The 15,628-nt window shown below is 59.4% G+C and carries 14 protein-coding genes; 5 read left to right on the top strand and 9 right to left on the bottom strand.

Annotated features, from left to right (window positions below; genetic code table 11):
• Window positions 1–61: 61 nt before the first annotated feature.
• A complete protein-coding gene (locus ACW9IR_RS24790) occupies window positions 62–271 on the bottom strand; it encodes a cold-shock protein (protein WP_007908870.1) in 210 nt (69 codons plus the stop codon).
• A gap of 238 nt (window positions 272–509) precedes the next feature.
• Between ACW9IR_RS24790 and plsB the strand changes: the two genes are divergently transcribed.
• From plsB to ACW9IR_RS24775, 3 genes are all read left to right on the top strand, one after another.
• Window positions 510–3,011, top strand: coding sequence for a glycerol-3-phosphate 1-O-acyltransferase PlsB (plsB, locus tag ACW9IR_RS24785; protein ID WP_102900548.1), 2,502 nt, complete (start codon window positions 510–512; stop codon window positions 3,009–3,011).
• Window positions 3,012–3,127: 116 nt separating this feature from the next.
• Window positions 3,128–3,526, top strand: a complete 399-nt coding sequence (locus ACW9IR_RS24780; protein WP_016985112.1) for a YbaY family lipoprotein — start codon at window positions 3,128–3,130, stop codon at window positions 3,524–3,526.
• 39 nt (window positions 3,527–3,565) lie between these two features.
• Window positions 3,566–4,255, top strand: a complete 690-nt coding sequence (locus ACW9IR_RS24775) for a DUF4197 domain-containing protein (RefSeq protein WP_110720119.1) — start codon at window positions 3,566–3,568, stop codon at window positions 4,253–4,255.
• On the opposite strand, the gene ACW9IR_RS24770 is transcribed toward ACW9IR_RS24775, so the two are convergent.
• From ACW9IR_RS24770 to ACW9IR_RS24760, 3 genes are all read right to left on the bottom strand, one after another.
• A complete protein-coding gene (locus ACW9IR_RS24770; protein ID WP_457465328.1) occupies window positions 4,252–5,643 on the bottom strand; it encodes a Fic family protein in 1,392 nt (463 codons plus the stop codon). The genes ACW9IR_RS24775 and ACW9IR_RS24770 overlap by 4 nt on opposite strands.
• A gap of 577 nt (window positions 5,644–6,220) precedes the next feature.
• Window positions 6,221–9,289: an efflux RND transporter permease subunit gene (locus tag ACW9IR_RS24765; RefSeq protein ID WP_457465327.1), complete on the bottom strand. Its 3,069-nt coding sequence runs from the start codon at window positions 9,287–9,289 to the stop codon at window positions 6,221–6,223.
• Between the two features lie 6 nt (window positions 9,290–9,295).
• Window positions 9,296–10,396 carry an efflux RND transporter periplasmic adaptor subunit gene (locus ACW9IR_RS24760; RefSeq protein WP_457465326.1) on the bottom strand — a complete coding sequence of 367 codons (1,101 nt, stop codon included), beginning with the start codon at window positions 10,394–10,396 and terminating at the stop codon, window positions 9,296–9,298.
• A 94-nt stretch (window positions 10,397–10,490) separates the two neighbouring features.
• Here ACW9IR_RS24760 and ACW9IR_RS24755 point away from each other — a divergent pair, with 94 nt between their 5' ends.
• Entirely contained in the window at window positions 10,491–11,126 is a 636-nt protein-coding gene (locus ACW9IR_RS24755) for a TetR/AcrR family transcriptional regulator (RefSeq protein WP_102900553.1), read from the top strand.
• 106 nt (window positions 11,127–11,232) lie between these two features.
• On the opposite strand, the gene ACW9IR_RS24750 is transcribed toward ACW9IR_RS24755, so the two are convergent.
• On the bottom strand, window positions 11,233–12,015 hold the full coding sequence (locus tag ACW9IR_RS24750) for a class I SAM-dependent methyltransferase (protein ID WP_122600895.1): 783 nt from the start codon (window positions 12,013–12,015) through the stop codon (window positions 11,233–11,235).
• Window positions 12,016–12,107: 92 nt separating this feature from the next.
• Between ACW9IR_RS24750 and ACW9IR_RS24745 the strand changes: the two genes are divergently transcribed.
• Entirely contained in the window at window positions 12,108–12,728 is a 621-nt protein-coding gene (locus ACW9IR_RS24745; RefSeq protein ID WP_127925987.1) for an energy transducer TonB, read from the top strand.
• A 3-nt stretch (window positions 12,729–12,731) separates the two neighbouring features.
• Here ACW9IR_RS24745 and ACW9IR_RS24740 read toward each other — a convergent pair whose 3' ends face one another.
• From ACW9IR_RS24740 to ACW9IR_RS24725, 4 genes are read right to left on the bottom strand one after another with little or no spacing between them, the layout of a single operon-like run.
• Window positions 12,732–13,424, bottom strand: coding sequence for an extensin-like domain-containing protein (locus ACW9IR_RS24740; RefSeq protein WP_150691959.1), 693 nt, complete (start codon window positions 13,422–13,424; stop codon window positions 12,732–12,734).
• A 2-nt stretch (window positions 13,425–13,426) separates the two neighbouring features.
• Window positions 13,427–14,248 carry an isocitrate lyase/PEP mutase family protein gene (locus ACW9IR_RS24735; protein ID WP_122600864.1) on the bottom strand — a complete coding sequence of 274 codons (822 nt, stop codon included), beginning with the start codon at window positions 14,246–14,248 and terminating at the stop codon, window positions 13,427–13,429.
• Between the two features lie 30 nt (window positions 14,249–14,278).
• Window positions 14,279–15,139 (bottom strand): DUF72 domain-containing protein, encoded by an 861-nt coding sequence (locus ACW9IR_RS24730; protein WP_457465325.1) that lies wholly within the window; start codon window positions 15,137–15,139, stop codon window positions 14,279–14,281.
• Complete coding sequence (locus ACW9IR_RS24725; protein ID WP_102900558.1) at window positions 15,139–15,450, bottom strand: hypothetical protein; 312 nt, start codon at window positions 15,448–15,450, stop codon at window positions 15,139–15,141. Before ACW9IR_RS24725 ends, ACW9IR_RS24730 begins: the two co-directional genes overlap by 1 nt.
• Window positions 15,451–15,628 lie beyond the last annotated feature (178 nt).

Genomic DNA, 15,628 nt, shown 5'->3' with positions numbered 1-15,628 from the left:
TACAGGGTCATGTGTACACCCGTAGGAGCTGCCGAAGGCTGCGATCTTTTGATCTTCAAGGTTACAGGCCTACAACATCCTCAGCCTGCAAACCCTTCTCGCCAGTAATCACCGCGTATTCAACCTGCTGGCCTTCAGTCAGCGACCGATGCCCTTCGCCGCGAATCGCGCGGTAATGCACGAACACGTCCACCCCGTCTTCGCGCTGGATAAAGCCGTAGCCTTTGGCGTCGTTGAACCACTTCACATTGCCGGTTTCACGTGTTGCCATCTGTTCATACTCCTTTTTTATTATTGAACAGGCTTTTCGCAGGAAAGCCTTTGAGGAACGTCAGCCTGCATCCGACGTCCATAAAAGGGCCCCGGCGACAGACCGCCGAGTATATGACAGGTGCGAAAAGTCTCAACAGGAGATTACTTCGCCGCTTTTTTGCCGATTTTCGTCCAATACGGCACACTATCGATCGCCCGAGCAAACGCTCGGTTTTATCCACTCATGCAGAAGCCGTATGACCCGTTCCCCGTTCCGCCGTCTTGTGTTTGGCACCCTGCGCCGACTGTTGTACCTCTGGGTTCGCTCGGAGACGATCAACCAGTCGTCGTTCACCCTCAACCTCGACCGCAGTCGTCCGGTGTTCTACGTCCTGCAAAACCCTTCGCTGACCGATCTGGCCGTGCTCGACACCGAGTGCACCAAGGCCGGCCTGCCGCGTCCAGTGCTGCCGGTGTCGGTGGGTTCGCTGATTGAACCGGCGGCGTTTTTCTACCTGACGCCGGATCCCGACTGGCTCGGTCGCCAGGACAAACGCGGCGCACCGCCGACCTTGACCCGACTGGTCAGCGCCCTCACCCAGAACGCTGCTGAAGATGCGCAGATCATCCCGGTCAGCGTGTTCTGGGGCCAGTCGCCGGACAGCGAAAACAGTCCGTGGAAGCTGTTGTTCGCCGACAGCTGGGCCGTTACCGGGCGTTTGCGTCGCTTGCTGAGCATCATTGTTCTCGGGCGTAAAACCCGCGTGCAGTTCTCCGCGCCAATTCACCTGCGCGAGCTGATCGAACACAACAAGGGCCACGAGCGCACCGTGCGCATGGCCCAGCGGATCCTGCGCGTGCACTTCCGCAATCTGAAAGCAGCGGTCATCGGCCCGGACATTTCCCACCGTCGCAACCTGGTCAAAGGTCTGCTCAACCAGCCACTGGTCAAGCAAGCGATCCTCGACGAAGCCGAGCGCGAAAACATCTCCGCGGAAAAAGCCAAGGCGCAGGCCCTGCGTTACGGCAACGAAATCGCGTCGGACTACACCTACACCGCGATCCGCTTCCTTGAAGTGGTGCTGAGCTGGTTCTGGAACAAGATTTACGACGGCATCAAGGTCAACCACATCGAAGGCGTGCAGAAAGTCGCTCAGGGTCACGAAGTGATCTATGTGCCGTGCCACCGCAGCCACATCGACTATTTGCTGCTGTCGTATCTGCTGTTCCGCAACGGCCTGACCCCGCCGCACATTGCCGCCGGGATCAACCTGAACATGCCGGTGATCGGCAGCCTGCTGCGCCGTGGCGGTGCATTCTTCATGCGTCGCACGTTCAAGGGCAATCCGCTGTACACCTCGGTGTTCAACGAATACCTGCACACCCTGTTCACCAAAGGCTTCCCGGTCGAATACTTCGTCGAGGGCGGCCGTTCGCGCACCGGGCGCATGCTGCAGCCGAAAACCGGCATGCTCGCCATTACGATGCGCAGCTTCCTTCGATCGTCGCGGATGCCGATCGTGTTTGTGCCGGTGTACATCGGTTATGAGCGCGTGCTGGAAGGTCGCACCTACCTTGGCGAGCTGCGTGGTGCGAGCAAGAAGAAAGAATCGATCTTCGACATTTTCAAAGTCATCGGCGCGCTCAAACAGCGTTTCGGTCAGGTCGCGGTGAACTTCGGCGAGCCAATCAAACTGGCGGAATTCCTCGACGCCGAGCAACCGGACTGGCGCCAGCAGGAACTCGGCCCGCAGTACAAACCGGCGTGGCTCAACGAAACCACCAATCGCCTCGGCGAGAAAGTTGCACAGCATTTGAACGAAGCAGCGGCGATCAACCCGGTCAATCTAGTGGCGCTGGCGCTGCTGTCGACCACGCGTCTGGCGCTGGACGACCGGGCCATGGCGCGGGTGCTGGATCTGTATCTGGCGCTACTGCGCAAAGTCCCGTACTCGCCGCACACCACCTTGCCGGAAGGCGATGGCCGCGCGCTGATCGAGCACGTGAAGGACATGGACCTGCTCGCAGAACAGAACGATGCGCTGGGCAAGATTCTCTATCTGGATGAGCAGAATGCCGTCCTGATGACCTACTACCGCAACAACGTGCTGCACATCTTCGCGTTGCCGGCGCTGCTGGCGAGCTTCTTCCAGAGCGCTTCGCGCATGAGCCGCGAACAGATCCTGCGCTACACCCGCGCGCTGTATCCGTACCTGCAATCGGAGCTGTTCATTCGCTGGACGCTGGACGAACTGGACGGTGTGGTCGATCAGTGGCTGGAAGCGTTCGTCGAGCAAGGCCTGCTGCGTTTCGAGAAGGATGTTTATCTGCGTCCGGCGCCAAGCTCGCGGCATTTCGTCCTGCTGACGCTGCTGTCGAAGAGCATCGCGCAGACCTTGCAGCGCTTCTACATGACCGTGTCCTTGCTGCTCAACAGCGGCCAGAACAGCATCAGCGCCGAAGAACTGGAAGACCTCTGCACTGTCATGGCCCAGCGCCTGTCGATTCTCCACGGCCTGAATGCGCCGGAGTTCTTCGACAAGAGCCTGTTCCGCCACTTCATCCAGACCCTGCTCGACCTCGACGTGCTGCGTCGCGACGAGGCCGGCAAACTGAGTTATCACGAACTGCTCGGCGAACTCGCCGAAGGTGCGGCCAAGCGTGTGTTGCCGGCGGAGATTCGCCTGTCGATCCGCCAGGTGGCGCTGCATCGCAGTGAGGATGCTGCAGATCAGGTCGTCGCCCAACCCGAGACCTGATGCAAACCTGGTGGGAGTGAGCTTGCTCGCGAAGACGGAGTGTCAGTCGACATCTCAGTGACTGAAATACCGCCTTCGCGAGCAGGCTCGCTCCCACACTGATAGGAGAATTCCCGATGAAAAAACTCACCCTGCTTGCCGCCGCCACACTGTTGAGCGCCTGCCAATCGACCACTCCTGCCGGCAAGGTCGGTCTCGACGGTGAAGTGTTCTACCTGCAGCGCATCGCCCTGCCACCGAGCGCGACCCTCAGCGTCAGCCTGCAGGACGTTTCGCTGGCCGATGCGCCAGCCGTGGTGCTGGACGAGCAGAAAGGCCCGGTCAAAGGCCAGGTGCCGTTGCCCTTCCACTTGAGCTACGATCCGGCGCAGGTCAAACCCGGCCATCGTTACTCGGTCAGCGCGCGCATTGAAGTCAACGGTGAGTTGATGTTCATCACCACCGAAAACCACGCCGTGCAACTCGACGGCAACGACCCGCAGCCGCTGAAAATCCGCGTCGACGCCGTTCGTTAATTCATTTTCCGCAGCCCTTTCCGCAACAAGGAAGCCGCCATGTTCCGCCCTACCCTTCGCTTCGCCGGCCTCTGTGCAGGCCTGATGATCTCCGCCAGCGCGCTGGCCCTGTCGCTCAGTGACCTGTCACAAAAAGACGCCACCGGCGGCCTCAAGGATGCCCTGACCCAGGGCGCACAAATCGCCGTCAAGCAACTGGGCACCCCCGGAGGCTTCAGCAACAACCCGGACGTGAAGATCGAGCTGCCGGGCAAACTCGGCAAAGCCGCGAGCAAAATGAAAGCCTTCGGCATGGGCGCTCAGGTTGAAGAACTGGAAACCGCGATGAACAAGGCTGCGGAATCCGCCGTGACCCAGGCCCAGCCAATCCTCGTCGACGCAGTGAAGAAAATGAGTGTGGAAGACGCCAAAGGCATCCTCAGCGGCGGCAAGGATTCGGCCACGCAATACCTCGACAAATCCAGCCGCGAACAGATCCGCGCCAAGTTCCTGCCGATCGTCAAACAGGCGACCGACAAGGTTGGCGTAGCGCAGAAGTACAACTCGTTCGCGGGCCAGGCTGCTGCGTTTGGTGTTGTCGATGCGAAGAGCGCCAACGTTGAAAACTACGTCACCGAGCAAGCGCTCAATGGCCTGTTCGAAATGATCGGCAAACAGGAAGAAACCATCCGCCAGAACCCGGCCGCTGCGGCGACCAGTCTGGCGAAGAAGGTGTTCGGCACGCTCTAAGCTGTCACAACATGGGGGCGAAGGAATTCGCTCCCGTGCTTCCATCCACCTACAGGATTACGTAAAAAGAACACCCACTCCCGCCCCATCTTCCTCCGTTCAAAAACTCGTAACTCGTCTAATCCGTCTAGTGCCGACGCCGCTTCGCTATACGAGCAAGCAAAATTCTCAGCCACATTGCTCGCGGTGAACTCCTTCGCCACTCCGTTTTTGGCCACCTCGTACAACGCGCGTTGTTTTTCCGTGAGTTGATCAAAGAAGCCGCAATTCTTCAGCCTGCGCTCGAACTCTTCGGTGCACCCCACGCTCTTGCGGTAAACATCAGTAAACCCGAGCACCGCTCGCTGGATCACCGAACACTGGAATTCGATGAAGTACGTCAGATCCAATTCATCCGCCTCGGTATGCAGGTATGAACGTCCATATTTCACCGGTGCATTACGCAGTAACAAACTGATCGCTATGTAGCGAAACGCCGCAAACTCGTTCTTGAACATGAACCAGTAAAACAGCGCCCTGGCGACCCGCCCGTTACCGTCGCGGAAGGGATGTTCGTAGCCCAAGGCAAAATGCAGCGTGATCGCCTTGATCAGTGGATGCAGGTAGCTCGTCTCTTGCGGTGAGCCTTCGGGCAGATTGATCCAGTGCGACAGTCGCTCAAGCCGCGACACCAATCCTGCTGCAGGTGGCGGCCGGTGCACCGTGTCGCCCGCCCCGTCCTGAACGACCACCTCGTCATTGGTCCTGAACACCCCTGGGGAATACTGCTCGTCTTCGATACCCTCGACCCCCACCCGATGAATCGCCGCAATCAACTCCACGCTCATGGGTTCGTAACGCCTCTCCCAGGCGAAATTCATCATCCGGTAATTCCCCATCACCATGCGTTCATCCGGAGTGCGGGGCTGGCGCTGCTGCTTGAGCATGTCCTTGGCCACACGCGTAGTGGTTGCTGCGCCTTCCAACTGACTACTGGCAATCGCTTCATCTTCGATCAAGTCATTGAGCAGATAACTGAAATGCGCCCGCTCACCGATCTGGCTGGTCATGTACTCCAGCGCAGCCGTACTGGCCTGTCGATCGACGATGGAGATGGTCTTCTGCGCCAGCGGCGTCAACAGATACTTCCCCCACTGCACAGGCTCACCCAGTGGCAGAAGGTTGATGTACTGGGCCGCCCGCGCCTTCTTGACCAAAGCCCAGCACAGTCTGGCATCCAGCCCCGCCGCCCAGCGATAACGCAACGCTTCAAATGGCAGATAACGACCTTGATCATCGAGCGGCTTGAGCAGCGCAAGATAATCCGCCAGACGATACTTGTGGGGCGGGCGCACCAACAAGTCGAACACCGGGTCGGATCGGCCCTTCAACGGTGGAGGCTTTTTCATCAAGACAAACTCAGAAAGCTGGAAAGCAGAGGCTGGAGTACAACATCCGAGGCAATCTGGCTCAAGATCAGAGCCTTCTGAAAAAGATGTAGGAAGTGGCGCAGGTAAAGCGGGCTATGGGTCGTCAGCTGGAGACTGGTCAGCTGTCAGGCCGCCTTCGCGAGCAAGCTCGCTCCCACAGAAGAGCAAGAGCAGACCGCTTCTGCTCCTCACCACTCAACAGGATGAGCGTTAGCTCGGCTGCAGCTTTTGATCTTAGAGCCCGTCGGCAGGCTGAGTGGAGGGATTGATCCGGGGGTGGGAGCGCAGCGACCGTTCGACGAAGTCGAACACATCGAGAGGAGGTGCAGCGAAGCAAACCGTAGGCGATGCCCCCGGATCGATCCCGGAGCGAAGGAACCCCGAGCCCCAGCGAGCGGGCCGAACGTCAGGGCACAGACCTTTGGTTCCTTTGGGGCGTTTGCCAAAGGGACTCGCTGTAAAAGCGAAACCGCCAGCGGCAGCACCCACAAAAACGGATATTCACCCAAAACCCCAAGAACATGGTCGGCCCGAAGGCCGCCACGTCACAAAACAATCAAGCGTCCTTACGCACCCGGAACCAAGCCGCATACAACGCCGGCAAAAACAACAGCGTCAGCGCAGTCGCAACAATCAACCCACCCATGATCGCCACCGCCATCGGCCCAAAAAACACACTCCGCGACAACGGAATCATCGCCAGCACCGCCGCCAAAGCCGTCAACACAATCGGCCTGAAGCGTCGAACCGTAGCCTCGATAATCGCCTGCCAAGGCTTAAGCCCGGACTTGATATCCTGCTCAATCTGATCCACCAGAATCACCGAATTGCGCATGATCATCCCGGACAACGCAATCGTCCCCAACATCGCCACAAACCCGAACGGCTGACGGAACACCATCAAAAACAGCACCACCCCGATCAACCCCAACGGCGCCGTCAGAAACACCATCGCCGTGCGCGAAAAACTGCGCAACTGCACCATCAACAGCGTCAGCACCACGACGATGAACATCGGCACCCCGGCATTCACCGACTTCTGCCCACGCTCGGAATCCTCCACCGTGCCACCGACATCCAACAGATAACCATCGGGCAATTCAGCACGAATCGAATCCAGCGTCGGCATGATCTGCTTCACTAGCGTCGCAGGCTGCTCCTTGCCATAAATATCGGCGCGCACAGTCACGTTCGGCAGGCGATTGCGATGCCAGATAATCCCCTCCTCAAAGCCGTATTCCAGCGTGGCGATCTGCGACAACGCCACACTGCGGCCGTTATCCGTCGGCACCGCCAGACTCGGCAACAACGACAACTCGGTACGCTCATGCACCGTGCCGCGCAGCAGAATCTCGATCAACTCATTGTCTTCGCGATACTGACTGACACTCGAGCCGGTCAACGAACTCTGCAGAAACTTCGCCAGATTGGACGTGCTCACACCCAACGCCCGCGCACGATCCTGATCGATATTCAGGTACACGACCTTGCTCGGCTCTTCCCAATCCAGATGCACATTGACCACATGCGGATTCTCGCGAACCTTGGCCGCCACTTTGCGCGCCAACGCCCGGACCTCTTCGATGTGTTCACCGGTGACGCGGAACTGCACCGGATAACCCACCGGCGGACCGTTTTCCAAGCGTGTAACCCGCGAACGCAATGCAGGAAATTGCTCGTTAAGCGTTTCGATCAACCAGCTGCGTAGTGCTTCCCGCTCCTCGATAGTTTTCGCCAACACCACAAACTGCGCGAAGCTCGCCGCCGGCAATTGCTGATCCAGCGGCAGATAGAAACGCGGCGATCCGGTGCCAACGTAAGCCACGTAATTGTCGATGCCGGCGTGATCCTTGAGCATCGCCTCCAGCCGTTTGACCTCACCGGTGGTATTGGCCAGCGACGCACCTTCAGCGAGCTTCAGATCGACCATCAATTCCAGTCGATTCGAGGCCGGGAAAAACTGCTGCGGGACGAAGCGGAACAACATCACCGAGGCGATAAACAACCCCACCGTCAGCACGATCACAGTCTTGCGGTGCGCCACGCACCACTCCACCAAGCGCCGAACGCGCTGATAGAACGGCGTGCCATACGGATCAGCCTGACCATCGGCGGTACCGTGTTTGGCCGCATGAATTTTCGCCAGATCCGGCAGAAGTTTTTCCCCCAGATACGGCACGAACACCACCGCCGCCACCCACGAGGCCAGCAACGCGATGGTCACCACCTGGAAAATTGAACGGGTGTATTCGCCGGTGCCGGACTGCGCCGTGGCAATCGGCAGGAACCCGGCGGCAGTGATCAACGTACCGGTGAGCATCGGGAACGCGGTGCTGGTCCAGGCATAACTCGCCGCACGAATACGGTCGAAGCCCTGCTCCATTTTGATCGCCATCATTTCCACAGCAATGATCGCATCATCCACCAGCAAACCCAGCGCCAACACCAACGCGCCAAGGGAGATCTTGTGCAGACCGATGCCGAGGTAATACATGCAGGCGAAGGTCATCGCCAGCACCAGCGGAATGGTCAGCGCCACCACCATGCCGGTACGCACGCCGAGGGAGAAGAAGCTCACCAGCAAGACAATCGCCAGCGCTTCGACCAGCACCTGGACGAACTCGCCGACCCCGGTTTTCACCGCCGCCGGCTGGTCGGAGACCTTGCGCAATTGCATGCCGGCCGGGAGGTTTTTCTGGATGCGCGAGAACTCGCCTTCCAGCGCTTTGCCGAGCACCAGAATGTCACCGCCATCCTTCATCGCCACGGCGAGACCAATCGCGTCTTCGCCCATGAAGCGCATGCGCGGCGCCGGTGGATCGTTGAAACCGCGACGCACGTCGGCCACATCGGAGATGCGGAACGTGCGATCACCGACGCGGATCGGGAAGTTTTTTATCTCCTCCACCGTCTGAAAATTCCCCGAGACCCGTAGCTGCAAACGCTCGCTACCGGTTTCAAAGAACCCGGCGGTAGAGACCGCGTTCTGCTCTTGCAGCGCCTGTTGCACTGCCGCCAGCGGCAAGCCGAGGGTCGCCAGTTTGACGTTGGACAGCTCGACCCAGATCTTCTCGTCCTGCAAACCGAGCAAGTCGACCTTGCCGACATCCTTGACCCGTTGCAGCTGGATCTGGACGCGATCGGCGTAATCCTTGAGCACCGCGTAATCGAAACCGTCCCCCGTTAGCGCATAGATATTGCCGAACGTGGTGCCGAATTCATCGTTGAAGAACGGCCCCTGTATATCCGGCGGCAAGGTCTGACGAATATCACTGACCTTCTTGCGCACCTGATACCAGAGGTCGGGGATTTCCTTGGAATGCATCGAGTCGCGGGCAATGAAGGTGACCTGCGATTCGCCGGGGCGCGAGAACGACACAATGCGCTCGTATTCGCCGGTTTCCATCAGCTTCTTTTCGATGCGTTCGGTGACCTGCCGCGAGACTTCCTGCGCGGTCGCACCCGGCCAACGGGTCTGAATCACCATGGCTTTGAAAGTGAACGGCGGGTCTTCGCTCTGGCCGAGTTTGGTGTAGGACAACGCACCGACGATGGCCAGAAGAAGCATCAGGAACAGTACGATCTGGCGATTACGCAGCGCCCATTCGGAAAGGTTGAAGCGCATCGGGGCTTACTCCTTGTCCGCCAGATTGACCACACGGTTGGAGCGATCCACCGGACGCACCTGCTGACCTTCGAGCAACACATGCACGCCAGCAGCCACCACCCAGTCGCTGGCGTTCAAGCCTTCGAGCACCGGCACGCTTTTTTCGCCGAACGGGCCGATGCGCACCGGGGTTTTCTTCAAGGTGTTGTTGCCGTTGACGACCCAGACGTAGGTCGCGCCGTTTTCGGCGGTGAGTGCCGAGAGCGGCACCGACAGGGAAACGCTGTCGGCCGACTGCACGAAAACACGGGCGCTCTGACCCAGTTCGGCCGGGACTTTGCCGCTGGTGAAGGAAATACGTGCAGCAAAGGTGCGCGAGCGTGGATCGGCGGCGGGTGACAGTTCGCGGATCTGCCCGGCAAAGCGCTGGTTCTGTTGCGTCCACAACTCAACAGTGACTGGCTGACCGACCTTGAAGCGCCCGAAGCTCTGCTCGGGCAGGCTGATCAACACTTCGCGCTCGCCGTCGGTGGCGAGGGTAAACACCGTTTGCCCAGCGGCCACCACCTGACCGACTTCCACCGAACGCTTGGCCACCACGCCATCCTGCGGCGCACGCAGCACCGCGTAACTGGCCTGATTGATCGATACGTTGAATTCGGCTTTGATTTGTTTAAGGCGGGCTTCACCGGAACGGTAAAGGTTTTCGGCATTGTCATAAGCCGAGCGGCTGACCATCTGCCGATCCATCAGGGTCTTGTAGCGATCGCGCTCGGCGCGGACCAGATTGAGATTGGCTTCGGCGGCAGCCACCTGGGCGCGGGTGGCTTCCAGTTGCAGACGCACGTCCTGCGGATCGAGTTCGGCGAGTGGCTGATCAGCCTTCACGCGCTGACCTTCATCGACCAGTCGTCGGCTGACTTTGCCGCCAATGCGGAAGGCCAGATCGGGTTCATAGCGGGCGCGCACCTCGCCCGGATAACTTTCCATCGCCTGCGCCGAAGGCTCTGGCTGCACCACCATGGCCGGTCGCACGGTGACTTGCGTCGCCTCTTCCTGACCACACGCTGACAAAAGGAACGCCAGACTCACTGGCAACGCGAGGGACAACGCATGGCGGAACATGGTGACGGACCTTTCGCTAATGGTGCTTGGAATAATTATACTGGCGGGTATGTTATTAATAGCAAACTCACCAGTCCAGTATTAAAAGCGAAGAATGTCGAACAATCTTTCAGCTCCAAACGGCCCGGGCCGCCCCAAGGATCTGGCCAAGCGCCAGGCGATCCTTGACGCGGCGAAAATTCTGTTTCTGAGTCATGGCTACGCCAACACCAGCATGGACGCGGTCGCCAGCGAAGCCGGCGTGTCGAAGCTGACGGTCTACAGCCATTTCAACGACAAGGAGACGCTGTTCTCCGCTGCCGTGGTTGCCAAATGCGAGGAGCAATTACCGCCATTGTTCTTCGAATTGCCCGAAGGCATTGCCGTGGAAAATGTGTTGCTGAACATTGCGCGCGGCTTTCATCACCTGATCAACAGTGATGAATCGGTGAATCTGCACCGCTTGATCATGGCGCTGGGCAGTCAGGATCCGAAGCTGTCGCTGATCTTCTTCGAGGCCGGCCCGCAGCGCATGGTGCAAGGCATGGAACGGCTGTTGACGCGCATTCACGAGACAGGCGCGCTGAGCATCGATCTGCCGCGCAATGCCGCCGAGCATTTCTTTTGCCTGATCAAAGGTGCGGGGAATTTCCGGCTGTTGTATGGCTGTGGCGAGCCTTTGACTGAAGAGGCAGCGGAAAGCCATGTGCAGGAAGTGGTGGCTTTGTTTATGCGCGCGTACAAGCCCTGACTTTTAAGGTGTCTGAGCGGACACCTTCGCGAGCAAGCTCGCTCCCACATTGGAATGCATTTCAAATGTGGGAGCGAGCTTGCTCGCGAATAGGGACAACTCGGTCTCAGGGTTTTAGCGCTTTTTTCGGGTAGATATCGTATCGGCTGGATTTGCCATCCAGCGCATGACTCGGCTTCGGCCCCTCAATGCACGGCGCCTTGCGCGGCCGCTTAACTACCACCCGGTGCGTCGCTAATGCCAAAGCAGCCTGCAACAGCGCCGGCGCGTCCGGATCATCGCCCACCAACGGCCGGAACAGACGCATTTCCTTCTTCACCAGCGCAGTCTTCTCGCGATGGGGAAACATCGGATCGAGATAAATCACCTGCGGCGGCTCACCTTCCCAGTTCTGCATGACCTCGATGGAGTTGCCCTTGAGCAATTTCATCCGCGCCACGATCGGCGCCACGTCGAAATCTTCCGCCGCGCGCGCCAGACCATCCTCCAGCAAGGCGCCAATCAGCGGCTGGCGCTCGATCAGGCTCATTTCGCAACCGAGGCTCGCCAGCACAAACGCATCCTTGCCCAACCCCGCCGTGGCATCCAGTACGCGCGGGCGCACACCTTGGGCGATGCCGACCGCTTTGGCGATCATCTGCCCGCTGCCGCCACCGTATAAGCGACGATGCGCCGCGCCGCCTTCAACAAAGTCGACCCGCACCGGCCCCGGTGCGTCCGGGCCGAGCTGTTGCAGTTGCAAACCCTGCTCGCCGACCTGCAAGGCAAACTCGCCGTCCGCCACTTCAAGCGGCAGGCCCAGGCGCTCGGCCCACTGCCCGGCTTGCGCTTCAAACGTCGGGCCGAGGGCCTGAACATGGATGCGGCAGGCCGCAGGTTGCTCGATCATGGAAAACACGCTCAAAAATTCAAGGAGCGGCAAAAACCGCCGATAACTCATTCAACGCGCATTTTGCCAGAGCTGAGCGTCAACCGAAAAAAATGTCAGGCATTCTTCCCACATCGATTGGCTACATCTCGCCCCATGGCGACTTTAGCCGTCACAACACTCAAGCACTGAGCGGCGTCAGTCACCTGTGGCAGGATTTCTTTGCCCAGGCGCTGGCCGAACAGACGAGTGAAGTGGTGCCTGCCTGCGGCACGTTTCCGCCAGTTGACCTGAGCAGCCCTGAAGAACCGACCATCGGCAGCGAGTTGCACGCGCACATCGTCAGCCAGCGCGAATGCGATGTGGTCGAAACCGAAGTGCGCCCGCCGGAGCCGCTGTTCCTGCCGATCGCCGAATTCGAAATGGACTTGCTGGACAAACCATTCCCGCCGTTCCCGCCAGAAGAACTGAAAGCTCAGCAAGAGCAACAGGATTTCGACAGCAGTTGGGTGCGTCCGGTTGTGATCAACAATGGTCAGCCTGTTCCAGAGCCCGGCCCGGCCCCGCAGAAGAAACCGCTGTACCTGCCGATTGCCGAGTTCGACCTCGACCTGATGCAGAAGCCTTACCCGCCGTTCCCGCCAGAAGAAATCGTCGAGCAACAAAAGGCGCTGGACTTCGATAATGGCTGGGCCCGCCCGATCGTTCTGCAGAACCTGCGCCTCGCCGCTTAAACCTCAGCGACACACGCTCCAGCGCCCGACATCGACATGAAAGTGATTGCGGTGGGCGGCGTTGTAATCCGGACTCAACACCACACTGAACGCCTCGCAGGCGCCGTCGCGCAGCTGACGGAGAAACTGCGCGTCCTGATTTTGCTTGGGCCAGTCCTTGAGCACGCTGACCGTGCGACCATCGGCCAGACGAAACCCGGCGATGTCCAGCGCATCGGCACTGGCATGACGGCTGAGCGCGCCGCTTTCGCGGTTGTAGACATTGCGACAGGCGAAGCTGCCGAGGTGATCAACCCGCGCGACCTTTTGCCCGTAAACGGATTGAGCGGCGGGTTGCAGCGTGTGGTGTTCAAACATCGCGTAGGCCACCGCCAGCGGACAACTGGCGAGGAAACTGCTGCTCAGCGCCACCTCACCGCCCTGTACGCGTAAGGCGCCGATCAGCGGGCACTTGGCATCGGGGCTGTCGGATTGCCGCGTGACACGAAGATCCGAGCTGTTCAACGCCTGTGTGCAGAACTCAGGATCACTGCGCAAACGCATCAGCTTGTAGCCGGTCAGCCAATTGGGGGCGGCTTTCACGTCCAGCGGTGCCCACGGATTCCACTGCGGTGGGACTTCAAGCCAACCGCGCCAGACACTGACCGCAGCGCCGCCAATCATCAGCAGCACCAACCAGAATATCCACCGCCCCATGTTCAGCCTTTGAAAAACTGGTTGGCTTTGGCGTACGGCATCGACTGCGAGGTAAACCCGAACGTGCCGGATTGCTGGATCTCTTCAGCGGCACGGAAGAACTCGCCGAACGCCGCCAACGCCAGCGCCGAACCAGTACTGATGCGGCGCACGCCCATTTCTTGCAGCTCCTGCACGGTCAGTTTCAAACCGCCGGACATCAGCACATTGACCGGTTTCGGCGCCACCGCGCGTACCACCGCCAGTACTTCTTCGGCATTGCGCAAACCTGGCGCGTACAACACGTCGGCGCCCGCTTCGGCGAAGGCCTGCAAGCGGCGGATGGTGTCGTTGATATCAGGATTGCCGTGCAGGTAGTTTTCCGCGCGCGCCGTCAGGATGAAGGGGAATGGCAGCGTGCGCACCGCGGCGACCGCAGCCTCAATGCGCGCCACTGCGTGTTCGAAGCAATAGATCGGCGCATCCGCGCGGCCCGTGGCGTCTTCGATCGAGCCACCGACCGCACCCGCCTCGGCTGCGCGAAGCAGGCTTTTAGCGGCCTCGGCTGGATCATCGGAAAAACCGTTTTCCAGATCCACCGCCACCGGCAAATCGGTGGCCGCGACAATCGCGCGGACATTGGCCAGGGTCTCGTCGAGACTTAAAGCACCATCGGCCTTGCCCTGGGAAAACGCATAACCGGCGCTGGTGGTTGCCAAGGCCTGATAGCCGAGGCTGGCGAGCATTTTCGCCGAACCGGCATCCCACGGATTGGGAATGACGAAAATCCCCGGACGTTCATGCAGGGCTTTGAAGGCATGTGCTTTAACGGCTTGGGCATCCATCAGCAGGCTCCAGGGCAGAAAAAATCCGCTTCAGAGCAGGTCAAGTTGCTCCGCAGCGGGCTCTCTGTATAGCTCAGGCAGCGCTGGCAGGCCAGGCAAACGTTGCATCAGTTGTGCGTGAAAACGTTGCGCCAGTTTTGCCGCCAACAGGTTGTCGGCGGTGTGCAGGAAGATATACGGCGTGCGGCCCTCTTCGATCCACTCGGCGATCTTCGCCACCCACGGCACCAGGAACGTATCGTTGGCTTCAAGCTCGGGATGGCCTATGAAGCGCACTTGCGGAAATTGCGTAAATGCCGCCGGGCGCGTCGGCACTCGCGGCTTTTTCGATTGCGCGTGGATCACCGAGGACTCGGTCGACAGGCAGCTGAACAGCGCACGCGGATCGAGGCAAATGCGTTCAACGCCACGATCCAGCAACAGGCGATTGAGCAAGCGTTCGCTCTCGCCCTTGGCGAAGAACTGTTCATGCCGCACTTCCACCGCCAGCGGGCAATCCAGCGCATCGATGAATGCCGCCAGTTCCGGCAATCGGTGTGGCGTGAAGCTCTTCGACAATTGCAGCCACATCGGCGAGACGCGCTCACCGAGCGGTTTGAGTAATTGCAGGAAGGTTTCGGCGGCGGTCAGTTGCTCGCGCAGATCACCGCTGTGGCTGATGTCGCCAGGAAATTTGGCGGTGAAGCGAAAGTGTTCGGGCATCACCTCAGCCCAACGCTGCACCGTGGCGGGCGAAGGACTTGCGTAGAAGGTCGTGTTGCCCTCGACGGCGTTGAACACTTGCGAATAGAGACTGAGGAAATCGGAGGTTTTGGCGTCTACCGGGTACAGATATTCGCGCCAGGCGTTCTCGCTCCAGGACGGGCAACCGAGGTAGTAAGGCAGATCCATCAGATGTACAGATCGAGGCCCAGCACGTCTGCATCCCAATCGACAAAACCGGCGGTGCTCAGGTAGCTGGCCAAGGCCATCGCTACGCTTTTTTTCATCGCACGGTGGTAGATCATGTCCTGTTGGCGGGCGGGCAGATTGCTCAGGCGTTGCGCGGCAGCTTTGGCGGCAGCACGGGCAGCCAGTTGTTCTTCAGTCGGAAATTCGATCTCACCGTCGATATCGTCGACGGACTCATCCACAGTCACATGGCCTTTGCGAGGCTTGCGCTTGATGGGGTAGGACTGAGAGGAAAGGCCGTCTATACGCATAAATTCATGCTCGGTATCGATGATGGCAATTTAGCGGCACTTGACCGACTTAGCAAACCGCCGAGTGATAACTAGAACACATAAAGCGCAAAAGGTTTAAAGCGAGGGGTTAGAAACTGACGATTGGCTTCAGAAGATCAAAAGATCGCAGCCTTCGGCAGCTCCTACATTTGGAATG

Source organism: Pseudomonas sp. SDT291_1_S447 (genome assembly GCF_054070155.1).
This window is presented reverse-complemented; position numbering and strand designations above follow the sequence as displayed.

Excerpts from the sequence above, each read along its gene's own strand:
- ACW9IR_RS24790 (WP_007908870.1), bottom strand. The coding sequence starts at position 271 with ATGGCAACACGTGAAACCGGCAATGTGAAGTGGTTCAACGACGCCAAA.
- plsB (WP_102900548.1), top strand. The coding sequence starts at position 510 with ATGACCCGTTCCCCGTTCCGCCGTCTTGTGTTTGGCACCCTGCGCCGA.
- ACW9IR_RS24780 (WP_016985112.1), top strand. The coding sequence starts at position 3,128 with ATGAAAAAACTCACCCTGCTTGCCGCCGCCACACTGTTGAGCGCCTGC.
- ACW9IR_RS24775 (WP_110720119.1), top strand. The coding sequence starts at position 3,566 with ATGTTCCGCCCTACCCTTCGCTTCGCCGGCCTCTGTGCAGGCCTGATG.
- ACW9IR_RS24770 (WP_457465328.1), bottom strand. The coding sequence starts at position 5,643 with ATGAAAAAGCCTCCACCGTTGAAGGGCCGATCCGACCCGGTGTTCGAC.
- ACW9IR_RS24765 (WP_457465327.1), bottom strand. The coding sequence starts at position 9,289 with ATGCGCTTCAACCTTTCCGAATGGGCGCTGCGTAATCGCCAGATCGTA.
- ACW9IR_RS24760 (WP_457465326.1), bottom strand. The coding sequence starts at position 10,396 with ATGTTCCGCCATGCGTTGTCCCTCGCGTTGCCAGTGAGTCTGGCGTTC.
- ACW9IR_RS24755 (WP_102900553.1), top strand. The coding sequence starts at position 10,491 with ATGTCGAACAATCTTTCAGCTCCAAACGGCCCGGGCCGCCCCAAGGAT.
- ACW9IR_RS24750 (WP_122600895.1), bottom strand. The coding sequence starts at position 12,015 with ATGATCGAGCAACCTGCGGCCTGCCGCATCCATGTTCAGGCCCTCGGC.
- ACW9IR_RS24745 (WP_127925987.1), top strand. The coding sequence starts at position 12,108 with ATGTCAGGCATTCTTCCCACATCGATTGGCTACATCTCGCCCCATGGC.
- ACW9IR_RS24740 (WP_150691959.1), bottom strand. The coding sequence starts at position 13,424 with ATGGGGCGGTGGATATTCTGGTTGGTGCTGCTGATGATTGGCGGCGCT.
- ACW9IR_RS24735 (WP_122600864.1), bottom strand. The coding sequence starts at position 14,248 with ATGGATGCCCAAGCCGTTAAAGCACATGCCTTCAAAGCCCTGCATGAA.
- ACW9IR_RS24730 (WP_457465325.1), bottom strand. The coding sequence starts at position 15,139 with ATGGATCTGCCTTACTACCTCGGTTGCCCGTCCTGGAGCGAGAACGCC.
- ACW9IR_RS24725 (WP_102900558.1), bottom strand. The coding sequence starts at position 15,450 with ATGCGTATAGACGGCCTTTCCTCTCAGTCCTACCCCATCAAGCGCAAG.